Origin of the sequence: Paludisphaera sp., assembly GCF_037189885.1 — a bacterium.
Lineage (GTDB): Bacteria > Planctomycetota > Planctomycetia > Isosphaerales > Isosphaeraceae > Paludisphaera.
On the sequence record NZ_JBBCIR010000054.1, the window covers coordinates 127,946 to 142,627 of the forward strand.

Here is a 14,682-nt window from a genome sequence, read left to right on the forward strand (position 1 = left end):
GGCATGGAAGCCGGCGCATCCGCCGCCCGACGCCGGGCGCGACCCGAGCTGGCCCTGCGCGGGGCCGGGCTGACCTACCTGGGGATCATGGTCGTCCTGCCCATCGTCGCGATGGCGTGGCAGGCGGCCCGCCCCGGCCCGGCCGCCTTCTGGGCCGCCATAACCGAGCCCTACGCCTGGCACGCGCTGAAGCTCACGCTCACCACGGCGTTCGTCATGGTCTTCGTCGGGGCCGTCACCGGCACGGCCACCGCCTGGGTGCTCGTCCGCTACGAGTTCCCCGGGCGCGGCCTGGTGAACGCCCTGATCGACCTGCCGTTCGCCGTGCCGACCGTCGTCACCGGGCTGATGCTCGTCGCCCTCTACGGGCCGGACAGCGTCCTGGGCGCGATCATGGCCCGCGGCGGCTGGAAGGTGATCTACGACCAGCCGGGCATCATCCTGGCCCTGCTGTTCGTCACCTATCCGTTCGTGATCCGCAGCGTGCAGCCGGTCCTGCTGGCGATGGACCGGGCCGAGGAGGAGGCCGCCGCCACGCTGGGCGCCGGCCCCTTCACCACCTTCCTCCGCGTCACCCTGCCGACCCTCTGGCCGTCGATCCTCACCGGGTCGGCCCTGGCGTTCAGCCGGGCGTTGGGGGAATACGGCAGCGTCGTGATGGTGGCGGGGAATCAGCCGCTGCTGACCCGGACGGCCCCCATCCACATCTTCGGCGAGATCGAGAGCGGCAACCGCGACGGCGCCCTGGCGGTCTCGGCCGTCCTGCTGGCCGCGTCGCTGCTGGTCCTGGTGATCCTCCACGCCCTGCAACGCCGGGGGGAGGAACGCGATGCTTCCTGAATCCGCCCCGGCCGCGCCGCCGGAAAAAATGGAGATCGTCCCCCTGTCCCGCGCGGGCGAGCTGCCGGCGAAGGGGCGCGAGACGGCGTCGACCTGGGGGCGTCGGCTGCTGATCGCGGCCGTGCTCGTCTGGTTCGCGGCCCTGATCCTGGTCCCCGGGGCGGCGCTGGTGCGGCAGGCGTTCGCGAACGGGTGGGAGCCCCTGGCCGCGGCGCTGGCCGAGCCGGAGGTCAAGCGGGCGTTCGTCATGTCGGTGGGGCTGGCGCTGATCGCGACGGTCGTCAACACGGTCTTCGGGATCGTGATGGCGCTGGTGCTGGTGCGGCAGCGGTTCTTCGGCCGGACGCTGATCGACGGCATCGTCGACCTGCCGTTCGCCGTCTCGCCGATCGTCGCCGGGCTGATGCTGATCGTCCTGTACGGGCCCGAGAGCCCGATCGGCGGTTGGCTGGAGGCTCGGGGGTTCCAGGTGATCTACGCCCTGCCGGGGATGGTCCTGGCCACGATGTTCGTGACCGTGCCGTTCGTGGTCCGCGAGCTGTCGCCGATCCTCCGCGAGCTGGGCGAGGAGTACGAGCAGGCGGCGTACACCCTGGGGGCCGGCCGCTGGCGGACGTTCCGCAGCGTGACGCTCCCCTCGATCCGCTGGGGCGTCGCCTACGGCGTGACCCTGACGGTCGCCCGCTGCCTGGGCGAGTTCGGCGCGGTGCTGGTGGTCTCCGGCAACGTCGTCGGCCGCACCCAGACGGCCACGCTCTACATCGCCGACGGGATCGACAGCTTCCACCCCGAGGGGGCCTACGCCGCCAGCCTGGTCCTGGCCGCGGCGTCGTTCCTCCTCCTGGTGGGGATGGATCTGCTCCGGCATCGGCTGGAGGGGGCCAGGGAGGTGGAGCCATGAGCGCCGGGCCTTACGTCGACGTCGACGAGCAGTCCGGGACGGGTCGCGCGAGCCTGGCGACGAGGCCGTCCCTTTCGTACCATCGAGGGGCGTGGCCGGCGCCCTGGGGCGAGGCCGGGAGGCCGGGGAACGGGGAAAAGACAGTGGCGATCGAGGTCCGTGGGCTCTCCAAGAAGTACGGCTCGTTCCAGGCCGTGGACGACGTCTCGTTCAGCGTGCAGTCCGGGCAGCTCGTGGCGCTCCTGGGCCCCTCGGGGTCGGGCAAGAGCACGATCCTGCGGACGATCGCCGGGCTGGAGACGGCCGATTCCGGCAGCGTCATGCTCACCGGCGAGGACGCCACCGACCTCCCCGTCCAGCGCCGGGGGGTCGGCTTCGTCTTCCAGCACTACGCCCTGTTCCGCCACATGACCGTGCGCGAGAACATCGGCTTCGGCCTGAAGATCCGCGGCGTCCCCCGCGCCGAGGTCCGCCGCCGCGCCGACGAGCTGCTCGACCTGATCCAGCTCGGCGGCTACGCCAACCGCTACCCCTCGCAGCTCTCCGGCGGCCAGCGCCAGCGGATCGCCCTGGCCCGCGCCCTGGCGCCGCGGCCCAAGGTGCTGCTCCTGGACGAGCCCTTCGGCGCGCTCGACGCCAAGGTCCGCGACGAGCTGCGCACCTGGCTGCGGCGGCTGCACGACGAGGTCCACGTCACCAGCCTGTTCGTCACCCACGACCAGCGCGAGGCGTTCGAGGTCTCCGACCAGATCGTCGTCCTGGCCGACGGCAAGGTCCAGCAGATCGGCCCGCCGCAGACGCTCTACGAGCAGCCGGCCAACCCGTTCGTCGCCGGGTTCCTGGGGGCGATCAACGTCCTGCCGCTGGGCTCGCTGAAGGCCGGCTCGGTCGGCGGCGGCCCGTCCGACTGGCTGGACAGACCCCCCGCCGAGCACGCCGAGGCCTACGTCCGCCCCCACGACCTGGACGTCCACGCCACGCGCGACGGCAAGCCCTACTGGCCGGCGATCGTCGAGCGCATCACTCCGCTGGGGGGCGTCGTCCGGCTCGACCTGCGCATCGCCCCGGACCGCCCGCTGCACATCGAGGCGCCCCGCAACCGGGCCCTGCGCCTGGGCTTCGAGGTCGGCGACGAGGTCTACGTCACCCCCCGCCACCTCAACGTCTACGACCGCGTCCGCGGCTCCTTCGACCCCGTCGACGTCCACCGCGCCATCGGCCTGACCCTGGAGAACGGCGCGGGGATCTGACCGCGCCGCCGTCGAGGTCGTCGGCTCACGCGGCCTCGCCCGGCGAGCGGGGGCGCCGCGGGCCCGCGGTCAGGGCGAGCGCCGCGCCGACGGCCGCCAGCGCGGCGGGCAGGACATGGCCCGTGAGCCGCGCGAGCGGGGTCGCGGCCAGCGGCTCGGTCGTGGCGGCCAGCGGAAACGCCGCGGCGCCGATCACCTGGTGCAGCGCCAGCCCCGCCGCGCCGCCGACCAGGCCGCCGATCGCGCCGCGGGCCTTGCCCCGGCCCGATCCCAGCGCCAGCGCGGTCCCGGCCGCCGCGCCGATCAGCGCGCCGATGACCCCCTGCGCCAGGATCGCCGCGAGGAGGTCGTCCATCATCGGAGGCAGGAGCTTCGGGGCCCGCTCGAAGCCGATCCGGGCCGACACCGCGCCCGCCGCGGCGCCCAGGACCCCGCCCACCACCCCCGCGACGATCCCCCCCCGCGTCCGATCGCGGGCGAAGCCCCCGGCCGCGCCGAGCGCGAGGCCGAGCAATCCCCCCAGCAGCCCGAAGGCGAGGGACCCCCGCCACGCCAGGTCGGCGGCCAGCCTGGTCCCCGCGACCTCCATCTCCGCCGTGGTGGGGATCCCCTTGAACGTCCCCGCTCGCGGTTCGAGGCGATCGTGGACCGCCTCGACCGCCCCCCACGACGCCAGGCTCGCCAGCAGCGCGGCGATCAGCGCGAACGCGGCGAGCCGCCCGGCCGAGGGCTCGTCTCGGGTCGTTCCGTCGAGGCTCACGTTCGGGGCGGCGTCGCTGGTCGACATGGCGGCTCACATTCGCGGATCTGATGGGAGAGGGACGGCGCCCCCGCCGGGCGCGACGGGCCCCGCCAGGATGCGTCTCCCGGGGTCCGATCGCAAGCGAATTCCGCGACCGTCGCGGGGAGGCTGGAAAAACGTTCGGTAGGCGTCCACGGCCCGAAGTGCTCGCTCACGGCCGCATGGAACGGCCGCCCTCGATCCCCCAACATATCTGGGGCAGCTTCTCGGACGAGGGCCGCGCCATCGTCGGGGCCGTCATTGACGGCTTGGAGATGAGCGAGCGACAGGTCGCGTGGATCGGGCTCCCGTTCGAGCTTGGAGCGGCCGCCACGCGCGGCGGCGTCCCGTCGCTCCCGCGTCGCATGATCACGCGCGGGCGTCGGGCCGCTTCCCAAGTCCTTGGCGGCGACGATTTCGTGTAATGAATCGGGGCCTCGAATGACCAACTCTTCGGACGGGGGAGAGGGAGGCGCGAAGTGCCCGACGACAACGCCGACAAGCTGTTCAGAGAGTGGCTCGTCGGGCACCGCGGGACCGTCCTGAAGGTGGCCCGCGCCTACACGCTCACGACCGAGGACGGCCAGGACCTGGCCCAGGACATCCTGCTCCAGGTCTGGCGGTCCCTGCCGGGGTTCCGGGGCGAGGCGAACGCCACCACCTGGTGCTATCGGGTGGCCCTGAACACCGCCCTCGGCTGGCACCGCAAGGAACGCCGCCGGCGGACCCGGCAACGACCCCTCCCGGATAACCTGCCGGCCCCCGAGGAGCATCCCACGGACCTCGTCGATCGCCTCTACGCCGCCATCCAACGGCTGCCCGGGGCCGACGCCGCGCTCGTCCTGCTCCACCTGGACGGCCTGAGTTACCGCCAGATGGCCGACGTGCTGGGCGTCTCCGAGGGCAACGTCGGCGTGAAGCTGACCCGGGCGAGGAAGGCCCTGGGCGAGCTGATGAAGGAGAAGGCCGATGTCGAGTGACCCCCTGCAAGCGGCCTGGCAGTCGCAGCCCGACCCGCAGTTCGACGCCGATCGGCTCGTTCAAGAGTTCCGCCGGGGCGAGCGCCAGTTCGCGAGGATGATCTTCTTGCGGGACGTCCGCGAGGTGGGCGTCAGCCTGGTGATGCTGCCGTTGTGGGTCGCCATGGGGGTCGGGATGGGCTTGCCCTGGTCCTGGTACCTGGTGATCCCGGGGCTCCTCTGGATCGCCGCGTTCATGACGATCGACCGGATGCGCCAGAAGAAGCGGCGCGCGGGACCGGGCGACTCGCTGGTCCGAGGCGTGGAGGGCGCGATGGCCGATGTCGAGCACCAGATCTGGCTGCTGCGGAACGTGTTCTGGTGGTACCAACTGCCCGTGGGCGTCCCGATCCTGGTGTTCTTCGGCCAGACATTCTGGCAACTGTCGAGGGGGGGCGTGGCGGCGATGATCATGGCCTTCTTCGCCACGTCCCTCGTGATTGGCTTCGTCGGGGCGGTCAACGTCTGGATCTACCGGATCAACCAGGAGGCCGTCCGCTCGATCCTTGACCCGAGGCGTGAGGAACTCGCCGCGATGCTCCGGAGCCTATCGGACGAGCCACCCCCTTCTCCAAGTTCCTGACCCCGAGTAGCGACGACGCCCGCGAACAGGATTGTTCCGGGCGGGCAGTGGACGGATGTGGTTTCGAAATCATGAAATCTCGGCGCGTCGGCCGCGGAGCCTGGTCAATGACGCGATGTTCCCCGCTCCTTGACAATCTGGATGTATCGAGACCGAAGGCCCTGGCGCGCTTCGGACTGGCCATCATCGCCGCCTTCCTCGCCTGGCGGGAAAAGACGGCCAAGGGCCGGATGAGAAGGACGCGGCCGGAACCCCACCGCGCCGACAATCTCGCGGCGCCACGCCGGATCGTCGCGCGCGAAGGGCATGATGAACTCCCGCGCGACGCATTCGAAAATGACGAACGAAGCCAGGGTTTTCTGGGCTCAAGATCCGATACGGTAATGACTTAATGTCGGACCGCCGGAAGTCGCGCGGCGACGAACGAAGCCAACTTCCCGCCGGGTCTTCCCGCGGGGCGACGCGACGATTCCTCCAGGCGGGGCGGCCTGGTATGGTGAGGACGGCGGGCGGTCGCGGCTCGTCGGCATGTCGGGGGGAGTGGGAGGGACGCGGTGCGAATCCTGGTCGTCGGCGCCGGCGGGATCGGCGGGTATTACGGGGGGCGGCTGCTGGAGGCGGGTCGGGACGTCACGTTCCTGGTCCGGCCGGCCCGCGCCAGGAAGATGCGGTCGTCCGGCCTGATGATCGCCAGCGCGTCGGGCTCCGTCGAACTCCCGTCGACCCCCGTCGTCACGGCGGCCGAGTTGAAGTCCGGCGGGACGTTCGACCTCGTCGTCGCGACCTGCAAGGCCTACGACCTCCCGGGCGCGATGGACGACTTCGCCCCGGCCGTCGGCCCGGGATCGCTCGTCCTGCCTCTGCTCAACGGCATGCGGCACCTGGAGGCGCTCGACGCCCGGTTCGGGGCCAACGCGGTCCTGGGCGGCCTCTGCCTGATCTCGACGAGGCTGGAGGACGGCGGCCGGATCGCCCACCTCAGCGACGTGCACCGCCTGACCTTCGGCGCCCGCTCCCCGGCGCAGGGCGACGCCGTCCGGCGCGTCGCCGCCGCGTTCGAGGGGGCGCGGTTCGAGCCGGTCGTCGCGCCGGACGTCACGCTCGCCATGTGGGAGAAGTGGGTGTTCCTCGCCGCCCTCGCCGGGATCACCTGCCTGATGCGGGCGTCGATCGGCGACATCGCGCGGGCCGGCGGGACGGGTCACGTCCTCGCGATGCTCGACGAATGCCGGGCGATCGCCGAGGCCCACGGCCGCGCGCCGTCGGAGTCGTTCCTGGCGATGTCCCGCGGCCGGCTGACCGACCCGGATTCGGCCCTCGTCGCGTCCATGCTCGCCGACCTGGAGCGCGGCGGCCCGACCGAGGCCGACCACATCCTCGGCGACCTCCTGCTCCGCGGCCGCGCCGTCGGCCTCTCCGCCCCCCTGCTGGAAGCGGCCCTGGTCGCCATCAACGCCCAGGCCAACCGCGCGGCCCGGGCGGCCGATTGATTGAAACGAAAGAGGGTGGAGCGATGACGATCCTGGGCGTGCTGGCGATCGCGGCGGGTCTGGCCATGGCGACGGGCGACGACGCCCGGCCGGATATCGTGATCGTCTACGCGGACGACATGGGGTACACCGACCTGGCCTGCCAGGGCGGCGACCTGGCTCGGACCCCGAACATCGACCGCATGGCCCGCGAGGGCGTCCGGCTGACGCGGTACTATTCGGCCTCGCCGATCTGCTCCCCGTCGCGGGCCGGGCTGCTGACCGGCCAGTTCCCGGCTCGGTGGCGGATCACCAGCTATCTCCAGACCCGCGCCGGCAACCGCGCCTGCGGCCAGGACGACTTCCTCGACCCCGCCGCCCCCACGCTCCCCCGGGCGCTCAAGGCGGCCGGCTACGCCACGGCGCACGTCGGCAAGTGGCACCTCGGCGGCGGTCGCGACGTCCATGACGCGCCGAAGTTCTCCGCCTACGGCTACGACGCCGGGTTCGGCACCTATGAGAGCCCCGAACCCCACCCCGACATCACCGCCACCGACTGGATCTGGTCGGACAGGGACCCCGTCAAGCGCTGGGACCGCACGCGCTGGATGGTCGACAGGACGCTGGAATTCCTCGGCCGGAACCCGGACAGGCCCTGCTTCGTGAACCTCTGGCTGGACGACGTCCACACCCCCTGGATCCCCACGCCCGAGGACCAGGAGATCGGCGAGGACGGCAAGGCCCGCGCGAAGGGGGCGACCCCGGCGCGGCTCCGCGGCGTGCTGGTCGAGACGGACCGGCAGGTCGGCCGGCTGCTGGACGCGATCCGCGAGGGGGACCGGGCGCGGCCGACGCTGGTCCTGTTCATGTCCGACAACGGCCCGCTCCCCACCTTCGACCGCCGTCGGACCGGCGGCCTGCGCGGGAGCAAGCTGAGCCTGTACGAGGGGGGCGTCCGCTCGCCGTTCATCGCCTGGGGCCCGGGGATCGTCCCGGCCGGCGTGACGAACACGGCGACCGTGCTGTCGGCCGTCGACCTCTTCCCGACCCTCTGCTCGCTCGCCGCCGCCCCCCTCCCCCCCGGTTATCAACCCGACGGCGAGGACATGCTCGCGGCCCTCCGCGGCGAGAAGCCTCGGCGCTCGAAGCCCCTCCTCTGGGAGTACGGCCGCAACCCCACATCCTTCGGCTACCCCCAGGGGGACGACCGCTCCCCCAACGTCGCGATCCTCGAAGGCGACTGGAAGCTCCTGGTCCGCGACGACGGCTCGGGCGCCGAACTGTACGACCTCGCCACCGACCCCGAGGAGTCCCACGACCGCGCCGAGGCCCGCCCCGACCTGGTCCGCCGGCTCTCCCGGATGGCCCTGGACTGGCGACGGGCGATGCCGTGAGGCGCGATCCGGGACCCCGACGGATTCGGCGTCAATCCGCCCCCGGGTGCTCGCCTTCCGCGATCAAGGCCTCCCGCAACTCGACCCGGAGCGGGTCGTTGATCCTCAGGACGGCGATGGTGGCGCGACCGATGGGGGTCATGCCCTCCAGGACGGCCCCGCGCCAGCGGAAATGCCGATCCCACTTGTGGCGCCGGGGGTTGAAAAGCGGGGTCAACTTGCGAGTTCCGGGCTCCAGGCCCGCGAGATCCGAACCCTTGAAGGAATTGCACCGGAAGCAGCTCAGGGCGAGGTTGGCCGCGATGGTCGGGCCCTGATGCTTGCGGGCGATGATATGGTCGATTTCGAAGGGGCGATCGTCGAACGCCGGGGTGATCCGGCAATACTCGCAACGGCCGCCGGCCCGGTCTCGGACGAGCCGGGCGAGTTCGGCGTCGATCGCGCTCAAGGAGCTTCGGGCCGCGCGGGGGCGGCCTTCAGGGCGAGTCGGGCCCTGGATTTCAGGACGGCCAGGATGTCGCCCGCCTTGACGAAGGCGAGCAACTCCTCCTTCTCGGCGGGCGAGAGGGCGTCCGACTGGTTTCGCTCGGCCAGATCGTGCATCCGGGCCTTGTCGCGATCGCTGAAGCCAAGCTCCAGGATGTGGCGGGCCAGCTCGGGCGAGAACCCCCCCCCGCCCTGCCCCAGCACCCGGGCGAGGATCGTCGCCTCGGTCTCCTCGCGGCGACTCGTCGCGGTGGCCATGTTCGTCCTCCGGACACGAACCTTGTTCGGCGATCGACTCGATCGTATCCGACCGGGCGGGTAGAGTGGAAGCGGGGCCGCCACGCCGCGCGCGCCCCTCCACGCCACGCCGGCCGACATTCCCCACCAGGACCGCACCCCCCACATGGACCCCGCGACACCACCCGAACCCGACTGGTCGGCGGCCTCGGCCCGGCTGCTGGTCGCGTGCGAGGCCGCCGTCGACCGATTCTCGAAGGAGCACCCGGCGGAGTGCTGCTCGTTCCTGGCCCTCGCCGTCGGCGAGTGCTTCGGGGAGGTCGTCCTCGCGTTCGACACGCTCGCCAACGGCATGGCCCGCGCCCGTCGGCACGAGGCGATGGCCGTCCGGACCCGCACCCGGACGCTCTCCACCGAGTACGGCTGGCGCAACGCCGGCTTCCACATGCACCGCACGCCGATCGCCGCCCACTCCCCCACCACGGCGGAATTCGCCTTCGCCGACTTCGCCCGCGTCCACTTCGCCGACTGGGAGCCCTACTTCCTCGAACACCGCAAGCCCGGCGAGCCCGACCCCACCGGCAAGGTCGCCGTCCTCCTCCAGGGGGTGGCCAATTCCCTCGTCGAGCGCGGCCGCCTCTCCCGGCTCAAGCTGTCGTCCCCCTGCTACGTCGGCGGCGAGTTCGCCCGCGACGACCTCGGCCTCGTCGTCCTCCGCGCCGTCAACTGGCCATCCTGAACGCCGGTCGCGGGGGAAGTTCACGAGGATCGCGACGTCGGGACGATATAGGAGATCGAGGAAACGCCGAGGACGGAGCCGAGGCGTCGAGCACGATCACGGATGATCCCATGTCGAGACGATCGCGAGGCGCGTGGAGGCGTTCGACGGCCGCCCGTCCCCTGGGCGAGTTCCTGGAGGATCGCCGGTTGATGTCGGCCGACTCCTGGCCCGGCTACCTCTCGCCGGCCGAGTTGAGGTCCCTGCTGCGCGACCCCCTGGGTTATCCGGCCGTCCGCCCGAACACGCCGGTCCTGCCCTACGGGGCGCCCGCCGCCACCGCCACGTACATCGACCCGTCGGCGTGCATCCTCAACGGCTACGCGGTGATCCTCGGCGCCGGGAGCTTCGTCGGCCCGTACGCGATCCTGGACGCGGCCGGCGGCGTCGTCAAGGTCGGCGGCGGGACGGTCATCCTGGACAACGCCGCGATCGTCGCGAACCCCACGCAAGCCAGGGGGGCGGGCGTCCCCGAGGTCTTCATCGGCGATCAGGTCGAGGTCGGCTACGGCGCGACGGTGAACGGGCCGGCGGTCGTCGGCGAGTTCGGCGCGGGGGCCCTGCCAACGTCCATCGGCCCCGGCGCCGTGATCGACGGCGGGACCGTCCAAGCCGGGGCGTTCGTCTCGGCCCTCGCCCGCGTCGGCCCCGGCGTGGCCATCCCTTCGGGCATGAGGGTCCTGCCCGGCGCGAACGTCACGACCCAGGCCGAGGCGTCCGACCCGGCGCTCGGGAAGGTGACGCCCGCGACGGACGCCGACCGGGCCGCGTTGCAGGGGTCGCTCGCGGCGAACCTTTCGCTGAAGGCCGGCTACGTCACGCTGTACCAGGGTCAGTCCGTCACGGGCCCCAGCCCCGGGGTCGCCAACAGCAGGCTGGGGGTCTTCAACGGCAACCTGGCCGCGATCACGGGCTCCAACAACCAGCCCGGCTCGCCGACGGCCTCCACCCGCTACCTCCCCCCGGGCCCCACCCCGCGGTTCCCCTCGCCCAGTCGCGGGCTGGTCGGGGCCTCGCTCCCGAACTTCACGGCGAGGGCCACCGGCGACGCCTCCATCTCCCAGCGCGCCCGCCTGGCGCAGGCGAGCCTGGGCCGGCGGAACTCGATCCGCGCCGACCAGGGCCGGCCGATCGCCATCGGCTCGATCGCCGGGACGGGCCGGGGCGTCACGATCAACGCCCCCGGCGGCGGGGCGCTCGCCATCGGCCAGCGGTTCTCCGCCGGGGCCGGGTCGGTGATCCTCGGCGGGGCCGCGGGGACGAACGCGATCATCGGCGACGACGTCTCGATCGGCGCGGGGGCCGTGGTCCGGGGGACCTCGCTCGGCGCCGGGACCGTCGTCGGGCCGATGGCCTACCTGCTCAACTCGGACTTCCCGGCGGGGACGACCATCCCCGCCGGCGCGATCTACGTCGACGGCGTCCTCGTCGGCCACGTCTCGCGCTGAGCGCGCCCGACGACCCGCGCGGGGGCGTCACTCGATGGCCAGCCCCTTCACCATCGCCCAGCCGTGTCGGGTGACGTCGATCCGGGCCCAGAGCTTGCGCTCGCGGGCGGCGTCCTCGTACGCCCGCCCTTCCCCCTCCTGGACGTGGAACCGCTCGATGCCGAACGTGATCTCGGCCGGCGTCTCCAGCGTCCCCTGGAGGTGGGGGACCCCCTCGGCGGGGGGCGTCAGGCTCGGCGGGCCTCCGGTGAAGTGGTCGGGCCGGGCGGGGTCCGGGATCAGTTCCACGTACACCGGGCGGCCTTGCCAGTCCTGGAGGTTTTCATACGTGTACGGGCCGGGGAGCCCCGCGATCCCCCCGGGCGGGACGCGGCTGAAGGCGTACGAGAGGGTGACGTATTCTCCCGTGAACAGGTCGCGAGGATCCACCGGGACGACCTGGACATATCCCGACGTCGTCACCCGGAACATCAGCATCGTGCCGACGATCATCCAGGCCAGGATGGCGAACTGGAACGCCGCCGCGGCGATCAGCAGGGTTGACGTCCGGCTCGCGCGAGGGGGCGGCGGGTTGAAATCCGGATCCACGGCGGCCGGAGTGACCTCAGGCGTGGACATGGTGGGCCTCCTTCAACCGTCGCCAGAACCAGGCCGCCCCGACCAGGGCGGCGCCGCAGGCCAGGAACATCAGCGCCGCGCCCGGCATGCCGCCGAAGCCGCTGAACAGGTCGACGTACCGGCAGACGGCCCACAGCAGGAAGTACGCCACGCCCGCCGCGAACGGCCGGACGCGGTCCTCGTGGGCGCCGACGATCGTCAGCCAGATCGCCAGCGAGGCCATCGCGGCGTTCGCCAGGACCGTCATGACCACGGGCGAGATCTCCAGGGCGTTGCCGAACCCCAGGACCGCGAACAGCGCGAGCATCGCCAGGGGGAACCAGCGCCCGGGCGCGTCCAGCAGGCGCGCCGCCAGCGACCCTGGCCGCCCGGTACGCCGACGGTCCAACTCGGCGGCGGCGATCAGCAGGACCGCGGCCAGGACCACCGCCCCGGCCGTCTCGATCGCCAGCGCCGTCGACATCGCCTTCCCGTCCGCGTATTCGTTGAACGCATAGGTGCTCAGCGGTATGAGCGCCCCGCCGACCAGCAGCGCCCCGAAGAACCGATACGGGATCGCCAGGCCCGACCCGCTCGGGTGGCACTCGGCGATCAGCAGCAGGAGCGAGCCGACGAGCCCCCCCCAGAAAAGGGGCGTGGCGTCCCACGTCCATTTGGTCGGCTGCACGACGACCCAGAACGTCGCCAGCGCGACGTACAGCGCCAGCACGCTCCGCGATCGGTTCGCGTAGGCCCAGGCGAAGCCCGGGATCGCCAGCAGCGGGACGCTCCAGGTCGGCTCGGCGATCGGCCGCATCCAGCCGAACAGCGGGAGATCGCCCCGCATGACGGAGTCGGCCGCGTACCACGCGAGCGTCGTGGCGACGAGCGCGTGCAGGGGCCACGTCCCCAGCGCGAGCGCGAACGGCAGGACCCCCACGCCCCACCACCAGAAGCCCGAGGCGTCCTTCGGCGTGAAGTTGAACGTCTGCGCGACCAGCCAGATCGCCGCGCCGTACATCAGGCAGCCGATGAACGCCACGACGTTCGACCCCGCGACCGAGCCGCGCAGGCGCAGCTTCCACGCCCCCCAGTAGGTCGCCCCCAGGACCGCGAAGATGAGGCCGAACCGGGACGCCGGGGCGAGGTCTTGCCAGTTGAACGCGACGGCCGTCAGCACGGCCATGCCGATCAGCAGCCCCCCCAGCGCCATGATCGCGGCGCTGGCGCGATCGGTCCGCCGGGCCGCCTCCCCCTCGGGCGTCCCCCCCTCGTAGAGGCCGAGGATGCGCTTCGGCTGGTCGCCCGAGACCAGCCCGAGCGCGGTCCACGCCTCCAGCTCGCCGACCAGCCACGCGCGGCGGTCGGCCGTGATCTCTCGTCCGCTCATGGTTCGCCCCGTCCTCCCCGGCCCATCCCGTAGCGCCGCGATGCGCGACACGGGTATTCCTCTACCACGTCCATGGCGAGCCGGCGAGGATTTGTGACGGAATCATGGGGCGGGATACGGCGGGATGTTATCGCGGCGATCGGGTGATCGCGCGTGGGATGTGGACGTCCATGTACAGCGCGAGGCTCACGGCGTTGGCCGCCCACCCGACCGCGCGAGCAATGCGGCGCGACGGCCGCCGGCCCGCGAGTTCATCGATCGCGGGCCCGGCCGCATGCATCTCCCGGATCATCGCGTCCCGGTGATCGTAGAAGTAGGTCAACGCGGCGTAGACCTGTTCGGGGCGCAGGTCCGGGTGCTGTTCCAGGAGTTCCTCGGCCGACCAGCCGTAATGATAATGCTCGCCAGCCAGGTGGATGATTTTGTATCGGGTCCCGGCGACGATGGCGCGGCCGCGCGCGTCCATGGCCAGATGGGGATACTGGGCCGCTGTCGTGCTCATCGTGGACACCTCGGCATCCGGGTAAGGCGGATCACCGGCCGGCGGGACCTCGTCATCCGACGTCCGCCGCCTCGGGGGCTTCCTCGCCGTTGGTCGCCTCGGCGCGTCGGGTCTCGGCCTCGGCTCGGGCGCGGCGCTGGGCTTCGATGGCCTGGACGAGCTGCTCCTGGGCCTCGGCGACGTAGCCGGCCCAGTCGGTGGAGAAGTCCTGGCGGAAGGCCTCGATGTAGCCGGGCTCGTGCTGGCGCGAGAGGTACTTGAGCTGGTGGAAGACCTTGTGGGCGAGGGCCTGGATCTCCTCGGAACCCTCGCCGTCGCGGTCGGGGCCGGCCTGGTGGAAGCGGAAGCGGCCGATCCAGACCTTCAGCCGGGCGTACTGTTCGAGCTTCACCAGGTGGGCGAAGGCGCTCATGCCCGCCTCGACCTCGTGGGCGAGCAGCTGGAGCTGGCCGCCGGGGAAGTGGCTCTCGGCGTCCCAGAGGAGGCGGTCCGCGTCGGCGAACTGCTCGACCAGCTCGGGCGTCAGCCGCTCCAGCTCGCGGCGGTGCTGGCGGTAGGCGTCCACGGCCGCGCGCAGCTCGCGGCGGGCCTCGGCCAGCTCCTTCTCGGCCGCCTCCAGCTCGGACCTGGCCTGGCCCCGGGTCCGGGCGATCTCGGCCTCCGAGGTGGCGATGAGCTGCTCGGCGTCGGTCCCGGAGGCCAGCGACGACTTGAACTGGGCGAGCTTCCGCACCAGATCCTTCAGCAGTTGCTCGTCGGCGTCGGCCTGCTCCACCGCCCGCGCGCACGAGGACCGCGCCGACCGCATCCGCTCCAGCGCCTGGCGCGATCGCTGCTCGGCGGCGCGGAAGTGCTCGGCGGCCTGGCGCGTCTCGGCCTCGATCTTGCGGGCGCGGGTCTTGGCCTCGGCCTGGCGTACGAGTTCGGCCAGTTGTGCCAGCGATGGGGTCATGTTCCGGTCTCTTCCGCGAAGGGGCGAGGCGACGCCCGGGGGCGTGGCCCTCGCC

16 protein-coding genes are annotated in these 14,682 nt (G+C 72.2%); 9 read left to right on the plus strand and 7 right to left on the minus strand.

Translation table 11 applies throughout. The features are described from left to right. Positions 1 to 3: 3 nt before the first annotated feature. From cysT to WG209_RS16095, 3 genes are read left to right on the plus strand one after another with little or no spacing between them, the layout of a single operon-like run. Complete coding sequence (gene cysT / locus WG209_RS16085; RefSeq protein WP_337176087.1) at positions 4 to 840, plus strand: sulfate ABC transporter permease subunit CysT; 837 nt, start codon at positions 4 to 6, stop codon at positions 838 to 840. Continuing rightward, the gene (locus tag WG209_RS16090; RefSeq protein WP_337176088.1) at positions 830 to 1,741 is read left to right on the plus strand and encodes a sulfate ABC transporter permease subunit; all 912 of its coding nucleotides are present in this window, start codon (positions 830 to 832) and stop codon (positions 1,739 to 1,741) included. The genes cysT and WG209_RS16090 overlap by 11 nt, the downstream gene beginning before the upstream one ends. After that, positions 1,738 to 2,991 carry a sulfate/molybdate ABC transporter ATP-binding protein gene (locus WG209_RS16095; protein ID WP_337176089.1) on the plus strand — a complete coding sequence of 418 codons (1,254 nt, stop codon included), beginning with the start codon at positions 1,738 to 1,740 and terminating at the stop codon, positions 2,989 to 2,991. Before WG209_RS16090 ends, WG209_RS16095 begins: the two co-directional genes overlap by 4 nt. A 25-nt stretch (positions 2,992 to 3,016) precedes the next feature. On the opposite strand, the gene WG209_RS16100 is transcribed toward WG209_RS16095, so the two are convergent. After that, a complete protein-coding gene (locus WG209_RS16100; RefSeq protein ID WP_337176090.1) occupies positions 3,017 to 3,778 on the minus strand; it encodes a hypothetical protein in 762 nt (253 codons plus the stop codon). A 473-nt stretch (positions 3,779 to 4,251) separates the two neighbouring features. Between WG209_RS16100 and WG209_RS16105 the strand changes: the two genes are divergently transcribed. The 4 genes from WG209_RS16105 to WG209_RS16120 all read left to right on the plus strand — a co-directional run bounded on the left by WG209_RS16105 (position 4,252) and on the right by WG209_RS16120 (position 8,237). After that, a complete protein-coding gene (locus WG209_RS16105; protein ID WP_337176091.1) occupies positions 4,252 to 4,752 on the plus strand; it encodes an RNA polymerase sigma factor in 501 nt (166 codons plus the stop codon). Beyond that, complete coding sequence (locus tag WG209_RS16110) at positions 4,742 to 5,374, plus strand: hypothetical protein (protein WP_337176092.1); 633 nt, start codon at positions 4,742 to 4,744, stop codon at positions 5,372 to 5,374. The genes WG209_RS16105 and WG209_RS16110 overlap by 11 nt, the downstream gene beginning before the upstream one ends. A gap of 554 nt (positions 5,375 to 5,928) precedes the next feature. After that, positions 5,929 to 6,864: a ketopantoate reductase family protein gene (locus tag WG209_RS16115; protein WP_337176093.1), complete on the plus strand. Its 936-nt coding sequence runs from the start codon at positions 5,929 to 5,931 to the stop codon at positions 6,862 to 6,864. Between the two features lie 23 nt (positions 6,865 to 6,887). Then, positions 6,888 to 8,237, plus strand: a complete 1,350-nt coding sequence (locus WG209_RS16120) for a sulfatase-like hydrolase/transferase (RefSeq protein ID WP_337176094.1) — start codon at positions 6,888 to 6,890, stop codon at positions 8,235 to 8,237. Positions 8,238 to 8,268: 31 nt separating this feature from the next. On the opposite strand, the gene WG209_RS16125 is transcribed toward WG209_RS16120, so the two are convergent. Further along, positions 8,269 to 8,685, minus strand: a complete 417-nt coding sequence (locus WG209_RS16125; protein ID WP_337176095.1) for an HNH endonuclease signature motif containing protein — start codon at positions 8,683 to 8,685, stop codon at positions 8,269 to 8,271. Further along, a complete protein-coding gene (locus tag WG209_RS16130; protein ID WP_337176096.1) occupies positions 8,682 to 8,981 on the minus strand; it encodes a hypothetical protein in 300 nt (99 codons plus the stop codon). The genes WG209_RS16125 and WG209_RS16130 overlap by 4 nt, the downstream gene beginning before the upstream one ends. A 145-nt stretch (positions 8,982 to 9,126) precedes the next feature. Between WG209_RS16130 and WG209_RS16135 the strand changes: the two genes are divergently transcribed. Then, complete coding sequence (locus WG209_RS16135; RefSeq protein WP_337176097.1) at positions 9,127 to 9,699, plus strand: hypothetical protein; 573 nt, start codon at positions 9,127 to 9,129, stop codon at positions 9,697 to 9,699. Between the two features lie 110 nt (positions 9,700 to 9,809). Further along, positions 9,810 to 11,186 carry a carbonic anhydrase/acetyltransferase gene (locus WG209_RS16140; RefSeq protein ID WP_337176098.1) on the plus strand — a complete coding sequence of 459 codons (1,377 nt, stop codon included), beginning with the start codon at positions 9,810 to 9,812 and terminating at the stop codon, positions 11,184 to 11,186. A 27-nt stretch (positions 11,187 to 11,213) separates the two neighbouring features. Here the strand turns inward: WG209_RS16140 and WG209_RS16145 are convergent, their stop codons facing one another. From WG209_RS16145 to WG209_RS16160, 4 genes are all read right to left on the minus strand, one after another. Then, entirely contained in the window at positions 11,214 to 11,804 is a 591-nt protein-coding gene (locus WG209_RS16145; protein ID WP_337176099.1) for a GDYXXLXY domain-containing protein, read from the minus strand. Beyond that, complete coding sequence (locus tag WG209_RS16150) at positions 11,791 to 13,173, minus strand: DUF2157 domain-containing protein (protein WP_337176100.1); 1,383 nt, start codon at positions 13,171 to 13,173, stop codon at positions 11,791 to 11,793. Before WG209_RS16150 ends, WG209_RS16145 begins: the two co-directional genes overlap by 14 nt. A 127-nt stretch (positions 13,174 to 13,300) precedes the next feature. Next, positions 13,301 to 13,675 (minus strand): DUF433 domain-containing protein, encoded by a 375-nt coding sequence (locus WG209_RS16155; RefSeq protein WP_337176101.1) that lies wholly within the window; start codon positions 13,673 to 13,675, stop codon positions 13,301 to 13,303. A 52-nt stretch (positions 13,676 to 13,727) separates the two neighbouring features. Next, entirely contained in the window at positions 13,728 to 14,627 is a 900-nt protein-coding gene (locus WG209_RS16160; protein WP_337176102.1) for a hypothetical protein, read from the minus strand. Between the last annotated feature and the right edge of the window lie 55 nt (positions 14,628 to 14,682).

Excerpts from the sequence above, each read along its gene's own strand:
- WG209_RS16140 (WP_337176098.1), top strand. The coding sequence starts at position 9,810 with ATGTCGAGACGATCGCGAGGCGCGTGGAGGCGTTCGACGGCCGCCCGT.
- WG209_RS16120 (WP_337176094.1), top strand. The coding sequence starts at position 6,888 with ATGACGATCCTGGGCGTGCTGGCGATCGCGGCGGGTCTGGCCATGGCG.
- WG209_RS16130 (WP_337176096.1), bottom strand. The coding sequence starts at position 8,981 with ATGGCCACCGCGACGAGTCGCCGCGAGGAGACCGAGGCGACGATCCTC.
- WG209_RS16100 (WP_337176090.1), bottom strand. The coding sequence starts at position 3,778 with ATGTCGACCAGCGACGCCGCCCCGAACGTGAGCCTCGACGGAACGACC.
- WG209_RS16110 (WP_337176092.1), top strand. The coding sequence starts at position 4,742 with ATGTCGAGTGACCCCCTGCAAGCGGCCTGGCAGTCGCAGCCCGACCCG.
- WG209_RS16150 (WP_337176100.1), bottom strand. The coding sequence starts at position 13,173 with ATGAGCGGACGAGAGATCACGGCCGACCGCCGCGCGTGGCTGGTCGGC.
- WG209_RS16095 (WP_337176089.1), top strand. The coding sequence starts at position 1,738 with ATGAGCGCCGGGCCTTACGTCGACGTCGACGAGCAGTCCGGGACGGGT.
- WG209_RS16160 (WP_337176102.1), bottom strand. The coding sequence starts at position 14,627 with ATGACCCCATCGCTGGCACAACTGGCCGAACTCGTACGCCAGGCCGAG.
- WG209_RS16090 (WP_337176088.1), top strand. The coding sequence starts at position 830 with ATGCTTCCTGAATCCGCCCCGGCCGCGCCGCCGGAAAAAATGGAGATC.
- WG209_RS16155 (WP_337176101.1), bottom strand. The coding sequence starts at position 13,675 with ATGAGCACGACAGCGGCCCAGTATCCCCATCTGGCCATGGACGCGCGC.
- WG209_RS16145 (WP_337176099.1), bottom strand. The coding sequence starts at position 11,804 with ATGTCCACGCCTGAGGTCACTCCGGCCGCCGTGGATCCGGATTTCAAC.
- cysT (WP_337176087.1), top strand. The coding sequence starts at position 4 with ATGGAAGCCGGCGCATCCGCCGCCCGACGCCGGGCGCGACCCGAGCTG.
- WG209_RS16135 (WP_337176097.1), top strand. The coding sequence starts at position 9,127 with ATGGACCCCGCGACACCACCCGAACCCGACTGGTCGGCGGCCTCGGCC.